The sequence below is a fragment of the bacterium genome, from assembly GCA_037128595.1.
Lineage (GTDB): Bacteria > Verrucomicrobiota > Kiritimatiellia > CAIKKV01 > CAITUY01 > JAABPW01.
The window spans coordinates 40858-55238 of sequence record JBAXWB010000005.1; the positions used below are offsets into that span (position 1 = coordinate 40858).

13 protein-coding genes are annotated in these 14381 nt (G+C 53.1%); all 13 read left to right on the forward strand.

What is annotated here, in order from left to right; genetic code table 11:
• Window positions 1-6: 6 nt before the first annotated feature.
• The 13 genes from WCS52_03955 to WCS52_04015 all read left to right on the forward strand — a co-directional run bounded on the left by WCS52_03955 (window position 7) and on the right by WCS52_04015 (window position 14373).
• Complete coding sequence (locus tag WCS52_03955) at window positions 7-492, forward strand: prepilin-type N-terminal cleavage/methylation domain-containing protein (GenBank protein MEI6166326.1); 486 nt, start codon at window positions 7-9, stop codon at window positions 490-492.
• A gap of 12 nt (window positions 493-504) precedes the next feature.
• Window positions 505-2070 carry a hypothetical protein gene (locus WCS52_03960; protein MEI6166327.1) on the forward strand — a complete coding sequence of 522 codons (1566 nt, stop codon included), beginning with the start codon at window positions 505-507 and terminating at the stop codon, window positions 2068-2070.
• A gap of 84 nt (window positions 2071-2154) precedes the next feature.
• On the forward strand, window positions 2155-2553 hold the full coding sequence (locus WCS52_03965; GenBank protein MEI6166328.1) for a hypothetical protein: 399 nt from the start codon (window positions 2155-2157) through the stop codon (window positions 2551-2553).
• Window positions 2554-2578: 25 nt separating this feature from the next.
• Entirely contained in the window at window positions 2579-3061 is a 483-nt protein-coding gene (locus WCS52_03970) for a hypothetical protein (GenBank protein ID MEI6166329.1), read from the forward strand.
• A gap of 318 nt (window positions 3062-3379) precedes the next feature.
• Window positions 3380-4252, forward strand: coding sequence for a hypothetical protein (locus WCS52_03975; protein MEI6166330.1), 873 nt, complete (start codon window positions 3380-3382; stop codon window positions 4250-4252).
• Window positions 4253-4283: 31 nt separating this feature from the next.
• Window positions 4284-4949 carry a hypothetical protein gene (locus tag WCS52_03980; GenBank protein ID MEI6166331.1) on the forward strand — a complete coding sequence of 222 codons (666 nt, stop codon included), beginning with the start codon at window positions 4284-4286 and terminating at the stop codon, window positions 4947-4949.
• A 59-nt stretch (window positions 4950-5008) separates the two neighbouring features.
• Window positions 5009-5989 (forward strand): hypothetical protein, encoded by a 981-nt coding sequence (locus WCS52_03985; GenBank protein MEI6166332.1) that lies wholly within the window; start codon window positions 5009-5011, stop codon window positions 5987-5989.
• A gap of 58 nt (window positions 5990-6047) precedes the next feature.
• Window positions 6048-6863 (forward strand): AAA family ATPase, encoded by an 816-nt coding sequence (locus WCS52_03990; protein MEI6166333.1) that lies wholly within the window; start codon window positions 6048-6050, stop codon window positions 6861-6863.
• Between the two features lie 11 nt (window positions 6864-6874).
• Window positions 6875-7435 (forward strand): hypothetical protein, encoded by a 561-nt coding sequence (locus WCS52_03995; protein ID MEI6166334.1) that lies wholly within the window; start codon window positions 6875-6877, stop codon window positions 7433-7435.
• A 370-nt stretch (window positions 7436-7805) separates the two neighbouring features.
• On the forward strand, window positions 7806-9884 hold the full coding sequence (locus WCS52_04000) for a glycoside hydrolase family 52 protein (GenBank protein ID MEI6166335.1): 2079 nt from the start codon (window positions 7806-7808) through the stop codon (window positions 9882-9884).
• A gap of 28 nt (window positions 9885-9912) precedes the next feature.
• Window positions 9913-11967: an alpha-amylase family protein gene (locus tag WCS52_04005; GenBank protein ID MEI6166336.1), complete on the forward strand. Its 2055-nt coding sequence runs from the start codon at window positions 9913-9915 to the stop codon at window positions 11965-11967.
• Between the two features lie 56 nt (window positions 11968-12023).
• On the forward strand, window positions 12024-13598 hold the full coding sequence (locus WCS52_04010; GenBank protein ID MEI6166337.1) for an alpha-glucosidase/alpha-galactosidase: 1575 nt from the start codon (window positions 12024-12026) through the stop codon (window positions 13596-13598).
• A gap of 70 nt (window positions 13599-13668) precedes the next feature.
• Window positions 13669-14373, forward strand: a complete 705-nt coding sequence (locus WCS52_04015) for a D-lyxose/D-mannose family sugar isomerase (GenBank protein MEI6166338.1) — start codon at window positions 13669-13671, stop codon at window positions 14371-14373.
• Window positions 14374-14381 lie beyond the last annotated feature (8 nt).

The window sequence follows — 14381 nt, forward strand, 5'->3', positions numbered from 1 at the left end:
AGACCTATGCAGCTGCATCATATCAGTGAAGGGTTCACTCTGGTGGAATTGAGCATCGCGATTGTGGCGACGGCGATCATTATGTTGACCGCCGGCACGATGCTTCAGTCCATGGTGAGGGCCATACAGCAGCAGTCAGAAATGGCAAATCTGCAGGGCGAGATGCGCGTGGTGGCGCCCACTCTCATGGAACTTGCGCGCGAAGCTCGTAGCGCTGATGTCACGGCCCCGACGATGGGGACAACGGGTGTCGTATTTACCGTGGGAACAAGTTCTATCTATCGCGCCAACAATTCATGGAGCGCTGATGCCGCGGGACCGAACCTGGTGTATGCACGGGGGGCAGGGACCGGCAATAGAATGTTGCTATCGAAAGGGTGGATCACGGCTTTTTCAGTCAGCCGCTCAACCAATTCCGCAACTTTTAAAATTGAAATGAATAACACAAATGACTCGATCGACTTTAGCTGTGTTGCTTTTTTCAGAAATTAGTATGGAAAAATCATGAAAATATTTTCGAATAACATGATGAAGGGTATGGGATCTCTTCGGGATCAGAGCGGGATGGCGCTCGGAATGGTCATGGTGGTCGTACTTGCCGTATCTGTTTTGGGGGTGGCGCTGATGTCGTCTTCGACGATGAATGCTTTGGAAACGTCGAGATATCTGAATTCGGTTAAGGCTTTTTGGCTCGCAGAAGCAGGAATTCAACGTTTTGACAAACGGGCTTTCGCCGGGGTTTGGTCGCCGTTCACTGATACATCCTTGGGCGGAGGAGGGATTCAAGTCGCTATCGTTTCGAATGCGGTCCCGCCTTATGCGGAATCAGTCGGTACGGTCCAGGGGGATGCGCAACGGATACGGGTCGAGTTCCAGTATCTGGCGCTGTCCTACCAGCATGCCATTTTTGCAGCCAACAAGTCCGGGGTCCCTTGGACCTTTACATTACGTGGAACCGGGAATCCCGCCACAGTCTCCGGCCATGAGCGAAGTGGGCGTGATGTGGTGATGGGTAACATTTATGCTGATGGGGATGTGGTGCTTTATGAGCAGAGCATGATCAGCAACGCGCCCGCTCCCAATGCCTATCACCTGATGGGGGACGTGGAGGCTACGGGACGGATTGCGCTATCGAATGCGGCATCCATCAGGGGAAGTCAATATGAAAATGTCATGGAAATTCCTGCTCCTGATTTAGTCGTCATGAATTACGCGTCCAACAATAACTGGAACATACGCCGGGAATTCCAGAATGCGCGGGTAACCTCGGGGAACCTGCCGGTAGGCCATCCGTTGAGGAACGTGGTGGTGATCAATCCGTCAGATCGTTCAGCTGAAAACAGCAGCACCCCGGGGGATGACTTTTATTTTGAACCCATGAATGCCAACAATAACGGGGCAACGCAAAAAGAGGCCAAAACGCCTTTAGCACTCGGGGCCAATCAAACGTACTATGTCGATGGAAATGTATGGTTTCATAACCTTAATGTCTATGGATTCGCGATTGACGGGACGGCCACTATTGCGTCCACTCGTGATATTCATATCAGTGACAACTTGAAGTATGCCTCAACCAATAGCTTGTTGGGGTTAGTGTCATTAGGCAGCTATGATTCTGCCGGCCATTTGCAAAGCGGCGGAAATGTCTATTTTGGTGATCCTGAATACGGGACAACGTATACAGTAGATGCCTTTATGTTTGCCGCCAACGATTTCTATTATAACACTTCGGCAAACACCCCAACCCGTCAGGAGGAGCCTACGACAGGGTTCCAGGTGTTCGGTAATTATGCCGCAATGAATCAGGTATTAGTGTTTCGCGATTGGTATACGGGTAGTAGCGGTGACCGTTCCGCCTGGTATGATCCGCGCACAAACCGATGGCTTGATTCTTTGACAGGCACCATGCTCTCTTCATCACAAACGAATACGTTGCGCCATTATCAAATGACTGTCAAATACGACGAACGTATTCGTAATCAATCCACTCAACCGCCTCGGCTCCCCCGCCAGCAAAGTGGCGTGGGATCACTTTACGGGGGGATAACACAGTGGAGTATTAATCCATAATCTGGGCCTTCTATTATGAATATTTATAAGCAATCTATTCGACGACTCGGCTGCTTTAGCCAGGGTGGGACATTCATTGAGGTGATGATGGCTTGTGTAGTGTTGGCCGTAATTGCGATTGCAGGTGCGAGCTTTGTGGCTCAGACCCAGAATACGCTGGCCGTTCATAGGAATCGCAGTGCCGCGTTAGCGGTTGCGAATAGCCGCTTGGAGGAACTCAGGGGTACCTCCTTCAATCAGCTCACCAGTAAAGTGAGCGGCACGGCTGTGGTTTGGATAAAGCGAGATGGATCGGGCTGGCAGGTGACGACGGCTGCAGATCACGATAGCTTTATGCTGGATTCGTCACAGGAGGAACTCCGTACCGGATTAAGCCTCACGAATTGGTCAGCATTAGGGTTGTCAAAGATGCTTCGGGTGACTGTGCAGGCGACCTATAAAAAACCTGACCATGTGACGTTAACGACGCTTTATGGCCCATGAATCAAGGATCACAATGAGAATCTCCATGAAAACCGGTTTTTCATTTATTGAGTTCCTTTTGGGGCTCAGCGCTGCGGCAATTCTCGCCATCGCGTCTGGAATCTTGTTAGCGAACATTTACCGGGGGTGGATTAGGGCGGCTGCCGCCGTTGACATGGAGCGTGATGGAGCTGTGGCGGTTCATACGTTTGAATTGGCGATCCGGAGTGCGTCCAATACGGTGACGGGAGAGGTAGGGGTGGACCGGCTGAAAGTCCGGACTCCCGGTGGGATCATACGGTCTTTTTCAGTCCAAACCAGCAATGGGCGCCGGAGCCTCCTTTATAACCCTGATGACCCGGGAGGGGGAACTATGGTGCTGTTAGACAAGCGGTTGGGGACATTTACATCCGCGACAACGGGTAAAATGGTGTGTGTTTCATTTACCGTTAATGGAATTGATCAGAATAATCAGGATACCGGGCTGGTGATGGGGTATAGCAATATCTGGATGCGTATGAGGAATTAGATCATGAACATGCTGTCAGTATGGGAATTCTTACGACGAGGGAATCAAGATAGCCGGGCGGGTGCCATTTTGGGAATGGTGTTGGTGATCATGTTGGCCATGAGCGTCGTGGGGGTTAGTCTGCTGCAACTGGGCACCCTGAATGCCGTTGAGGTATCAAGGGCTGTAAATGGGAATCAGGCCTTTTGGTCGGCAGATGCGGGGCTTCATCACGCGCGCGCAATGTTGAGGGGGAATTCGTCCATTCGGAATGATCCTTTTCGCTTTCCGTACCTGTTTGTCGGATCTGATCTCGGATATGCGGGACGGATCATCCGCGTGGACAATGTGAATTTCGAAATTGTTTCAACTGGTACATGGCAGAATGCGGTGCGTATTGTGCAACAGTCAATCAAGGTGGAGGAGGATTGGCCATTAGCATTTGATTATGCCATTTATTCTGGAAACACAATGGAACTGCGGAAGGACACGACAATCGCAGGTGATATTTTTGCGGACAATGGTTATCGGTTTGTATCCGGCGGGCCGAGTGTCTCCGGGGGAATCTATGATGACGTCACCGGAGGGAGTTACCCACCGCCGGGATCACTCCCTAACGTGCCTGTCCTGGACACTTCATCCTATGATGCGGTGATTGCAAACGCCTCCGCAGGTGCGGTTACAAGTCCGATTTACCCCTATAATTTAGGAGGACATACCAATTATTTAAATATGTCCTCCTTTAATGTCGGCGGACGAATTGATGGGCCCGGAGTGTTGGTAGTAAACGGAAATGTCTCCATCTCAAGTGGATCGGCTGTAATCGGAAATAATGTGACAGTGATTTCAGGAGGCACCATGACCCTCGACAAAGATTGTACGTCCGGATCGAATGACCTGTTTTATGCAGCCTCCGGCTTTGAGTTGGCAAAGGATAATTCAATTTCGATAGGAAGTTGCGCGCTCGTCACGCCGGGAAATATAAATATCAAAAAGGATTTAACGTTTTCCGGTTTGATCTATGCGGGAGGATCCATTGATGCCGATAAAGCCGGGACGGTTATGGGGGCGATTATTGCGGCAGGAAGTATCCGGCTGAAAATGGATTATAACGTGACCTATGACGCCTCGTTGCTGCCAATGGAAATGTTTCCGGGGCTTGAGCCTGAAGTGAGAATCACAGACTTTCCATGGAGTGAGGTCTTTCTGTAAGAGTTGAAATAACATGAAGAAAGGGAGGTTGATGATGAAGACGATGCGAATAGTTGCGGTGCTCGGAGTGGTTATGGCGGTGGTCGCGGGGATCATGATCACTGGGTGCGAAACAACGGAAACGACCGATAATGCCATGACGGTCAGTCCAGATAGTGCCATCGTGACAAATGATGTCTCAATGGTAACCTTCACGGCCTCATTAACGAGTAGCAATGTGGCCTTGATCCTTCCCCTGATCTGGTCGGTAGGGGATGCGTCAATGGGTCATATCCGAGCTTCGGATGGGGTAACTGCTGTTTATGAATCAACTAGTAAAACCGGGAATAACACTGTCCATGTTAGGGATCAGGGGGATTCCGAAGGGGTTGCGACAGTGAGTCATGAAAGGTCAGTTGAGACGCCTGGTTCCGCTGCAGTTGATCCAGCTGAAAATAATGCTCTGCTTATAACTCCTGATAATGTGCTTCTTACGAATCTTTTGGATACAGTCACCTTAGTGGTTACTGGCTCGAAAGTTGACCCTTCCTTGCCATTGGTGTGGTCTGTGGGAGATTCTTCATTAGGTGATATTATTTCATCAGGAGGGCATACAGCTATTTATCAGTGCCGCAATATTTTATTTATTGGAAACAATGTGATACGCGTAAGTGATCAAAAAGGTGCAACAGGCGTGGCTAGCGTGAAATCGAGATAATTTGAGGTAACCATTTTATATCAATCTTCTGATTGGCGTTAAGTGGTCCCACGCTGATAATGAAGACCCCATGCGATATTTCGATTGTTGGTGTGGCAGTGGCACTATGCATTTCCACCTTGATGGAACCGGAAAACGGGATGGCAGGGGATATCCTGTGGGACGGTGACGTCCAGACGGTGGTGTCGAATGACTTTGGCGATGGGCTGCCCGAGGGATGGTCCATCGCGGTGAATGGAGATACGAATGTGTTTTGGCGGTTTGATGATCCTGCCGTAAATGGGAATTTGACGGGTGGTTCAGGAAGATTTGCAGAGATAAATAGTTTTTATGTGGAGGAATATGGCGATAATGCGAATGCAGAACTGCGGAGTCCTGCTTACGCCGTGGTGCATACGGCGCTTACTTATCTGGTATTCCGAACTGATTTCAAGCGTTATGAATTCCCCCCGGAGGAAGTGGCGGATGTGGATGTCAGTACGAATGGCGTGAGTGGGGGGTGGTGTAATGTGTGGCGGCAGACAGGCGCCAGTTATCAGGGGCAGGTGCGGATAGACCTCACTGCGCTCTTAAGTCAGGCGTCAACTGTGGTGGTCCGTTTTCATTACTACAATGCCAATTATGATTGGTGGTGGCAGGTTGACGATGTGACGCTGATGAGTGAAGCGGATATCAATACCAACGGGGTCCCTGACTGGTGGGAAGTCCGATATTATGGTGGTTTGACCAATTTAGCGGTTCAAACGGATTCCGATCATGATGGTGCGGTTGACCGTGATGAATTTATAGCCGGCACAGATCCAACCAATAATATGTCGGTATTGCGCCTTGGCCAGTATGCGCACCATGACGGGCAGCAGGATTTTGAGTTTTCAACCTCGACGGGCCATCTCTATGCCCTGATGACGTGTTCCGATCTGATGAGCGGCAGCTGGACGAACGCGTCACCCTGGATCAGAGGGGTTGGGAGCGTTACGAATTTTACAGCCAATGGGGATACGCGCTCGGGATTCTATCGAATCTCCGCCCAAAGGTGGTGAGGTGGCAGGCTTGGTCAGATGATCGTTATTTCACAATTCGAGACGATGGGAGTATGCGATGTACCGTGAATTCTATAATCTCAGGGAGGGGCCCTTCAATGTTACCAGTGACCCTGGCTTCCTCTTTCTGAGTTCGACTCATCAGGAAGCCTTAGATCACCTGCGTTACGGGATCGAGCAGCGCAAGGGGTTCCTGGCCATCACCGGGGAGATCGGGGCCGGCAAAACGACCCTTTGTCGTGCTCTGGTGAACCAGCTTGACCCCAAGGTTAAGGTCGCGCTTATACTCAATGCTGTTTTGCCCGAAATTCAACTTCTGGAGGCCATTGTCGAGGAATTCGGGATTACCGCAGAGAAACGCACCAAGGGGTATTTGCTTAAAAAAATCAATCAATTCCTCCTGGAGCAACTTTCCTGCGGGAATAATGCGGTGTTGATTATTGATGAGGCCCAGAATATGCGCTTCTCGGCCCTTGAGACCGTGAGAATGCTCTCCAATCTGGAGACGGAGAAAGAGAAGCTTCTGCAAATTGTCCTGGTCGGCCAGCCGCAATTGAAGGACAAGTTAAACGCACCGGAGCTGGTTCAGCTCAAGCAGCGGATTGCCGTCAGGTTCCATATCCGGGCGTTGAATGAGCCGGAGGTTGCCGGTTATATCCAACATCGGCTTGCGGTGGCCGGCTCCCCGGGTCAAGTCGTATTCAGCCCTGAGGCGATCAAGGCCATTTACACTCATACCGGCGGAGTACCGCGGCTAATCAATATTCTGGCCGATAAGGCTCTTTTGAGGGGGTTTGTGATGGAGCGTTTTGCGTTAGATCACGTTCATGTCCAGGATTGCATCAAGGAACTTGACGGCGAACATCTTGCCTGAGGGACATTCTCATGAGCACCATCAGCGATGCATTGAAAAAAGCCCAGAAACAGCGACTTGGAAATCGGGCATTGGATGACGTTGTTCCACATGCCCCGACATTTGATCCTCAAAAACCGGTTCCGGTACCACCCTATGCCTCTGGCCGTCCAAGTTTTATCATGATTTTGGTTGGTGTCACGATAGTGGCGCTGGCCTTGTTCTACTTCTTGTGTGGCTCGAACGAAGGGGGGCTTGGCAATGGCTTTTTATCAATTCCCGCCACCCATGCGGAGGTTGCGGCCAGCTCCCCGGAACCGGAGGGCGCTGATATCCCCCTGAAAAGTGTTGCCATGGGAGCGGGGGGCACTACGGATGTGGTAGTGAGCCAGTCGTCCCGCCCCAAGGTGGCGCGGCCAGATATTCCGGTGCTCAAAGGGATTTTCTACTCCGAGAAAAATCCCGTTGCGATCATCAATGGCACTGTCATGAAAGAAGGCGAACGGATCGGAGCCTATTACGTCGTCAAAATATCGGCCTACAGCGTCATGCTGAACTGCGATGGCGAGGAGTTCGAACTTAGACTCGAATAGCAGGCCCGGTCAGGCTTGAACCGACGACCAATGGTGGTGAGATAACTCCTACGTACGCGCCGGGCCCATTACAGCAATCAACTGATTCGCCTGACCAGTCATCCAAGGGGCTTTTGCTTTGACCCCTCTGGCACAGGTTTCGACAGAGCGAAACCCTCCATAAAGATTGATAACATGAAAAAATCATGTGTTTTCCCAATGGAGGGATGCGCTCCGTCGCATCCGCAGACCTTGACCAGTCATCCACGCGATCATTCTTCGAAGGGGCTGTTAATTCTGTGCTACTGTAAAAACAATCCTATTGTGACAATCGAAAATTATTGGGTAGTATGGGCTCTCACTTGCTAGGGAGAAACGGGATTATACAAACATGAAATCGTCATTTCACGCACATCATTCGCCCATGGGGGCTCATAGCTCATTAACGTGTGGTATGCATGGTGCCCGGGGCGGCATGGCCATGGAGAAGGGGCAACCTGCCGATGGCGGGGTATATGTGGGGTATGAGGACGAGACGGGGGGCCTTAATTTCCTGCCCCTGTTCGCCATGAATGAGGGTGAGCGGGCACGCTATGTCCAGGGAGGTCAGCCTGCTGGCGGGCAGCCGCGGGAGCGGGTGATTCCTGCAGACAAGATCACGCGGGACTACCGGTGGGCGTCCGATTCGTTCAGTGCGGAAGGGGTGAGTGTTGAGATCGTGACCCCATTCTTCTCGATTCCAGACCCGGCTGCCAGCTCCGCTACGGAACAAAAATATGCCTCCTGTCCGGCCAGCTTGATCAAGGTGAGTTGCGATAACCGTAAATCAAAGATCCCCCGGCGGTTTTTCTTTGCCATAGCCATGGACGGACGGTGGGCGGTGTCCTCGGGACAGGATGAGCCGTTCAAGTGCCTGACCCAGCGGGACAGGATGGGAATGGCCACGGAGGAGGAGGTGGAATCCTTTGTGAATTTTGATTTGCCCCATGCAATGCGGCGGCGTCATCGCACCCCGCATTTCCTGCTGGGCGGAACGGCAGGCTTTATTGCCGAAGCCAAGGCGGGTGAGAAGCGCGAACTGCTGATCAGCGTAGGGTATTTCAAGCAGGGGAACGCCACGACGGGCAAGAATGCGAAGTACTGGTACACCCGCTATTTCAGCAATCTTGAAGAGGTGTTGCGCTATTCCCTTGAGACGGCTCCCTGTTATTTGGCTGAAGCCGAAGCACGTGATGCCGAGTTGGCGTCTGCCAAACTGACGGAAGAACAGAAATTCCTGATCGCCCATGCCACGCACAGCTACTGGGGCTCGACCGAGTGGTTGGATGACGGGGGGCGCCCGCGCTGGGTGGTCAACGAAGGTGAGTACCTGATGATGAATACCTTTGACCTCACCGTGGATATGTTGTTCTTTGAAATGCGGTTCAATCCCTGGACGGTGCGTAATGTGCTGGATCAGTTTGTGAGTGAGTACCGTTATTATGACCAGGTGTTTGAGCCTGGGAAACCGGGTAAACTCTACGAGGGCGGGATCGCCTTCACCCATGACATGGGGGTCATGAACCAGTTCAGTCCATCGGGGCGCAGCAGCTATGAGGTCGCCGGATTGGATCGCGAATGTTTTTCCTTCATGACCTGTGAGCAGTTGGCCAACTGGGTCTGCTGTGCCGGTGTCTATTTTGCCCAGACCCGGGATGCCGATTTCCTGGTCAGGAATCGCGGGATCCTTGAGGATTGCCTGAGGAGTCTGCAGCATCGCGATCACCCCGATCCCCGGAAGCGAACCGGCATCATGAAATGCGAAAGCTCTTTCACTCAGGGCGGGGGAGAGATTACTACCTATGACTCTCTCGACCATTCGCTCGGGCAGGCGCGCAACAATATCTATCTCGCCTCCAAATGCTGGGCCTCCTATCTGGCGTTGGAGTATATGTTTCAGACGCTTGGGGCTGGCGACAAGGCGGACGAATGCGTGAAAGCGGCCAAATTGTGCGCCAAATCGCTGGTAAAAGGCTTCAGTAAGAAGTTAGGGTTTATCCCTGCGGTGTTGGAGGGGGATAACCAAAGCGCCATCATTCCTGTCATCGAGGGGCTGATTTTCCCGCATGAAATGGGATTGAAGGAGGCGTTGTCCTTCAAGGGGCCATACGGGAGCCTCATGAAAACCCTGAAGCGGCACCTGGAGAATGTCCTGGTGGAGGGGGTCTGTCTGTATCCGGATGGCGGATGGAAGTTGTCCGCAACGGCGGATAATTCCTGGATGAGCAAAATCAACCTCTGCCAGCATATCGCCGGCACGATTCTCGGGGTGAAACAAGGGAAGGCTGGAGCCGTCGCCGATCATGCTCATGCGGAATGGGAGCGTAATGGATCCGAGTTTGAGGCCTGCTCGGATCAGTTCAAGTCGGGCAAGGCGGTGGGAAGCAAGTACTATCCGCGAATTGTCACAAATATCCTTTGGATGAAGTAACGATTAACACAGAAATGTAGAGATTTTCATGAAGATAAAAAAAGTATCAAAGAGTCCGATCACCTGTTCGGGGCCGGAATTGGTGGCCTCGCGATTCCGCCAGATCCATTTGGATTTCCATACTTCTGAACTGATCCCGGATGTAGGGGCTAAATTTGACGCAGATACCTTCGGAAACATACTGGACGAGGCACGGGTAAACTGGATTACCCTGTTCGCCAAGTGCCACCATGGGATGAGCTATTACCCGACCCAGGCCGGGACGATTCACCCGAGTCTGAAATTTGATCTATTGGGTGAGCAGATTGAGACGTGTCGCCAGCGTGGCATCGTGACCCCGGCTTACCTCAGTGTGCGGGTCGATGAACATCATGCGAAGGTGAACCACGACTGGATTGGTCATCTCAAGGATGGCAAGTACTGGAAATGGGGCGAGACCCTGGCGCCCGGCTGGTACAACCACTGTATGAACAATCCGGCCTACGTGGATGAACTGGAGGCCCAGGCCGTTGAGGTGCTGAAGTGGTACGACGTGGAAGGGCTGTTCTTCGACATGTGCTACAATCCGGATCCCGGCTGTTATTGTCCCCGGTGTTACGACAGCATGAAGCGGCGCGGACTGGACTTCACCAGCGACGAGGATCACCGGAAGCATGAATTCCTGATAACCCGCGAGTATACGCAGCGCCTGACCAAGGCGATCCGGAAGGTCAAGAAGAACGCCACCATCTTTTTCAATGGCCGCATGCGGCCCGGTATTGCCGAGGAACTCGATGTCTTTACGCACATCGAGATCGAGGCGTTGCCCACTGGTGGCTGGGGTTACGCCTTCTTCCCGATCCATGCCCGCTATGGCCGGGTCCTGCCGCGTCCGCTTCAGGGAATGACGGCCCGCTTCCACAAGAGCTGGGCCGATTTCGGAGGGGTAAAAACGGTTGATCAGATGATGTTTGAGACGGGCACCATCTTGTCTGCCGGGGCCGTGATGAATGTGGGCGACCAGTGCCACCCGCGTGGTGAACTGGACAAAGGTGCCTACGAGGTGATCGGCGCGGCTTTCAAGCATGTTGAAAAATGCGAACCCTGGTGTGTGGGGGCCAAGGCGGTGGCGGAGATCGGCGTGATGATGCTTCCCGGGGCCCCTGAGGAAGCCGGGAAGGCGGTTGGGGCGGGACACATGGCGGGCATTCAGGAAGCGGTGGACGGTGCCGGGCGGATGCTGCTGGAATTAAAGCAGCAGTTCAATCTGATCTATCCTGATACCGATTTGAAAGATTACAAGGTCGTGATCCTACCGGACAGCGGTATGGTCGAAGCCCCCCTGCAGAAAGCTCTGAAAGTTTTCATCGATCAGGGCGGCGCGGTCATTGCCTCTCACCAGGCCTCCTTGCAGGACGGCAAGTTCCTCTGTCCCGGTCTGCCGGTCCGATATGAGGGCGGGAACCCGAGCGCGCCCTGCTATCTGGATTTGGGCAAGACCCTGGGCCAGGGCTGGCCGCAAAGCAAATTCGTCTTTTACGAGGCAAGCACGTTCGTCAAACCGTTAAAAGGGGCGTTGGAGTTGGGCCGGCTGGTCAGCTCTTACTTCAACCGGAGCTATGATCATTTTTCCTCCCATAACCAGACTCCGTACGACCAAACCACGGATTATCCGGTAGTCGTCGTGAAGGGCCGGGTGGCGTATATTTCAACGGAGGTATTCAAGGCCTACAGGAGCCATGCTTACTCGCTCTACAAGAGCATCGTGGCGCGTGTGCTCGAACAGGTTTTCCCGCAACCTCTGGTGAAGACGCATGCCCCATCGGCCATGGAAATCTCTGTCAATCGTCAGGCGAAGCCGAAGCGGTTGGTGGCACATCTGGTTAACTTTCAACCCCAGCGGCGCCACATCGCGGTGGAGTGGATCGAGGAGCTTTACCCGGTGCGGGACATTCCCTTGTCCGTTCGGGTCGGCAAACGGCCGGCCTCTGTCTATCTAGCCCCGTCCGGTGAGGCCCTGCCCTTTACCATGGAGGGCGAGTACTGCTGGCTTGTAGTGCCCGAAGTGAAAGCGCACCTGCTAGTCGTGTTCGAAGGGGTGTAGCCGGAAACGAGTGATTCAAAAACTGATCTTCAAACAAAACACAGGATAAAAAGACAATGCCAGTTAAAATTGCGGTTATTGGGGCGGGGAGCATCGGGTTTACCCGGGGGTTGATGAGGGATATTCTTGCGGTTCCGGAATTCCGGGATGCCGAATTCAGGTTCATGGATATCAATGCCCTGAACTTGGATATGATTGCGCAGCTTGCCCGCCGGGATATCAAGGCCAACAAGTTGCCGGCTAAAATCGTCACAACGACCGATCGGCGTAAGGCCATCGCGGGCGCAGAGTTTGTGGTGAACACGACCCGGATTGGCGGGCTGGAGGCCTTTAAACTGGATGTCGATATTCCTCTCAAATACGGGGTCGATCAGTGCGTTGGCGACACGCTGTGTGCCGGCGGCATCATGTATGGGCAGCGCAATATCCCCCAGATTCTGGCGTTCTGCAAAGATATCCGCGAAGTAGCCGCCCCCGGTTGTCTGTTCTTGAATTACGCCAACCCGAATGCCATGAACACCTGGGCGGCGATCAAATATGGCGGCGTGCCGACATTGGGCTTATGTCACGGGGTGCAGGGTGGTCACTGGCAGATTACCGAAGTGATCAAGTTGTTGGTGAATGGCAATAAGAAGCCCGGTTCGAAAGGCTATGTCAATATCACCCCGAAGGAGGTGGATATCATCTGTGCCGGGATCAACCATCAGACGTGGTATACCCAGGTTCGTTATCAGGGTGCCGATTGGACTGGACGGTTGCTGGAGGGGTTTGAAAAGCATCCGGCCTTCAGTAAGTCGGAGAAAGTGCGCATCGATATGCTCAAGCGCTTCGGGTACTACACCACCGAATCCAACGGGCATGTTTCGGAATATGTCGCCTGGTATCGGAAACGCCCCGCGGAACTGCACCAGTGGATTGACATGGGGTCTTGGATTGATGGCGAGACGGGCGGCTACCTGCGGGTCTGCACCGAGGGCCGGAACTGGTTTGAGACGGACTTCCCCAACTGGATGAAGGGTAAGCCGGAGGTGTTCTCCCCTGAGAAACGGGGTCATGAGCACTGCAGTTACATCATTGAGGGACTGAAGACAGGGCGTGTCTACCGGGGGCACTTCAACCTCACCAATAATGGTTGTATCACCAACCTGCCGGACGACGCGATTGTGGAAGTGCCTGCTTATGTCGACCGGAACGGGATCAGTGTTCCCAAGGTCGGTGATCTGCCCCTGGGGTGCGCGGCCATATGCAATGCCTCCATCAGCGTGCAGCGGCTCGCGGTCGAAGCGGCAGTGCATGGCGACGTGAATCTGCTTAAGCAGGCCGTGTTGATGGATCCCCTGTCCTCGGCCGTGTGTACGCCACCTGAAATCTCCCAGATGGTTGATGAGATGCTGGTGGCGCAGGCCCGCTGGTTGCCGCAGTATAAGGTGGCGGTTCCGGCCGCCAAGGCCCGGTTCGCCTCGGAGGCAAAACTCGGCCTTCACAGCACGGAAGGGGCCGCGCGCCTCAAGACAAAGACGGTGGAAGAAATGAAGCAGAATGCTGCCGCTGCACGTCGTAATGCCGGGGCGGCCGATAAGGCCATGGCTCAGCGCAAGCAGGCGGCTCAGTTCACTGGGAAAAAGCGGTGATTGTCAGGGGTAGTCTGGAATTGAACGATGAACACGTGATCCGGATTTAAAAACAAACAGGACGTTAAGAATGAAAAGATCTGAAATCAATGACATTATGCGCGAAGGACTGACGTTCTTGAAAAAAATGAACTTCCTGATGCCGCCGTTTGCCCATTGGTCTCCATCCGACTGGAAGCGCAAGGGCCCGGAATGCCGCGATATCATTGATCAGCAACTCGGCTGGGATATCACGGATTTTGGATCCGGTGATTTCAAGAAAGTGGGATTGCTGCTCATTACGATACGCAATGGGAAACTTTCTGATCTCAAAAAGGAAAACGGCAAGAGCTACGCCGAGAAAATCATGATCGTCAAAGAAAATCAGCTCACCCCGACCCATTTTCATTTTCACAAGATGGAAGACATCATCAACCGGGGTGGCGGCAACCTGGTCATCCGGCTGTGGAATTCCACGCCCGGCGAGAAACTGGCCCAATCACCTGTTACCGTGGCCATGGATGGGGTCCGGGTCAAGGTTAAGGCAGGCGAGACCATCACACTGAAACCGGGTGAATCCGTTTGTCTGCCCCAACGCCTTTATCACCGGTTTTGGGGTCAGCCTGGCAAGGGCATGGTCCTTGTCGGCGAAGTCAGTCGCGTCAATGATGACCATGTGGACAACCGATTCCTCGACCCTGCAGGCCGATTCCCGGAAATTGAAGAGGATGTGGCTCCTCTGCATCTGTTATGTAAAGACTACGCCACCTATTATCGTGGCTTTCGCCATGCGTGATCCCGCCT

Excerpts from the sequence above, each read along its gene's own strand:
- WCS52_03955 (MEI6166326.1), top strand. The coding sequence starts at position 7 with ATGCAGCTGCATCATATCAGTGAAGGGTTCACTCTGGTGGAATTGAGC.
- WCS52_03960 (MEI6166327.1), top strand. The coding sequence starts at position 505 with ATGAAAATATTTTCGAATAACATGATGAAGGGTATGGGATCTCTTCGG.
- WCS52_03965 (MEI6166328.1), top strand. The coding sequence starts at position 2,155 with ATGATGGCTTGTGTAGTGTTGGCCGTAATTGCGATTGCAGGTGCGAGC.
- WCS52_03970 (MEI6166329.1), top strand. The coding sequence starts at position 2,579 with ATGAAAACCGGTTTTTCATTTATTGAGTTCCTTTTGGGGCTCAGCGCT.
- WCS52_03980 (MEI6166331.1), top strand. The coding sequence starts at position 4,284 with ATGATGAAGACGATGCGAATAGTTGCGGTGCTCGGAGTGGTTATGGCG.
- WCS52_03985 (MEI6166332.1), top strand. The coding sequence starts at position 5,009 with ATGAAGACCCCATGCGATATTTCGATTGTTGGTGTGGCAGTGGCACTA.
- WCS52_03990 (MEI6166333.1), top strand. The coding sequence starts at position 6,048 with ATGTACCGTGAATTCTATAATCTCAGGGAGGGGCCCTTCAATGTTACC.
- WCS52_03995 (MEI6166334.1), top strand. The coding sequence starts at position 6,875 with ATGAGCACCATCAGCGATGCATTGAAAAAAGCCCAGAAACAGCGACTT.
- WCS52_04000 (MEI6166335.1), top strand. The coding sequence starts at position 7,806 with ATGAAATCGTCATTTCACGCACATCATTCGCCCATGGGGGCTCATAGC.
- WCS52_04005 (MEI6166336.1), top strand. The coding sequence starts at position 9,913 with ATGAAGATAAAAAAAGTATCAAAGAGTCCGATCACCTGTTCGGGGCCG.
- WCS52_04010 (MEI6166337.1), top strand. The coding sequence starts at position 12,024 with ATGCCAGTTAAAATTGCGGTTATTGGGGCGGGGAGCATCGGGTTTACC.
- WCS52_04015 (MEI6166338.1), top strand. The coding sequence starts at position 13,669 with ATGAAAAGATCTGAAATCAATGACATTATGCGCGAAGGACTGACGTTC.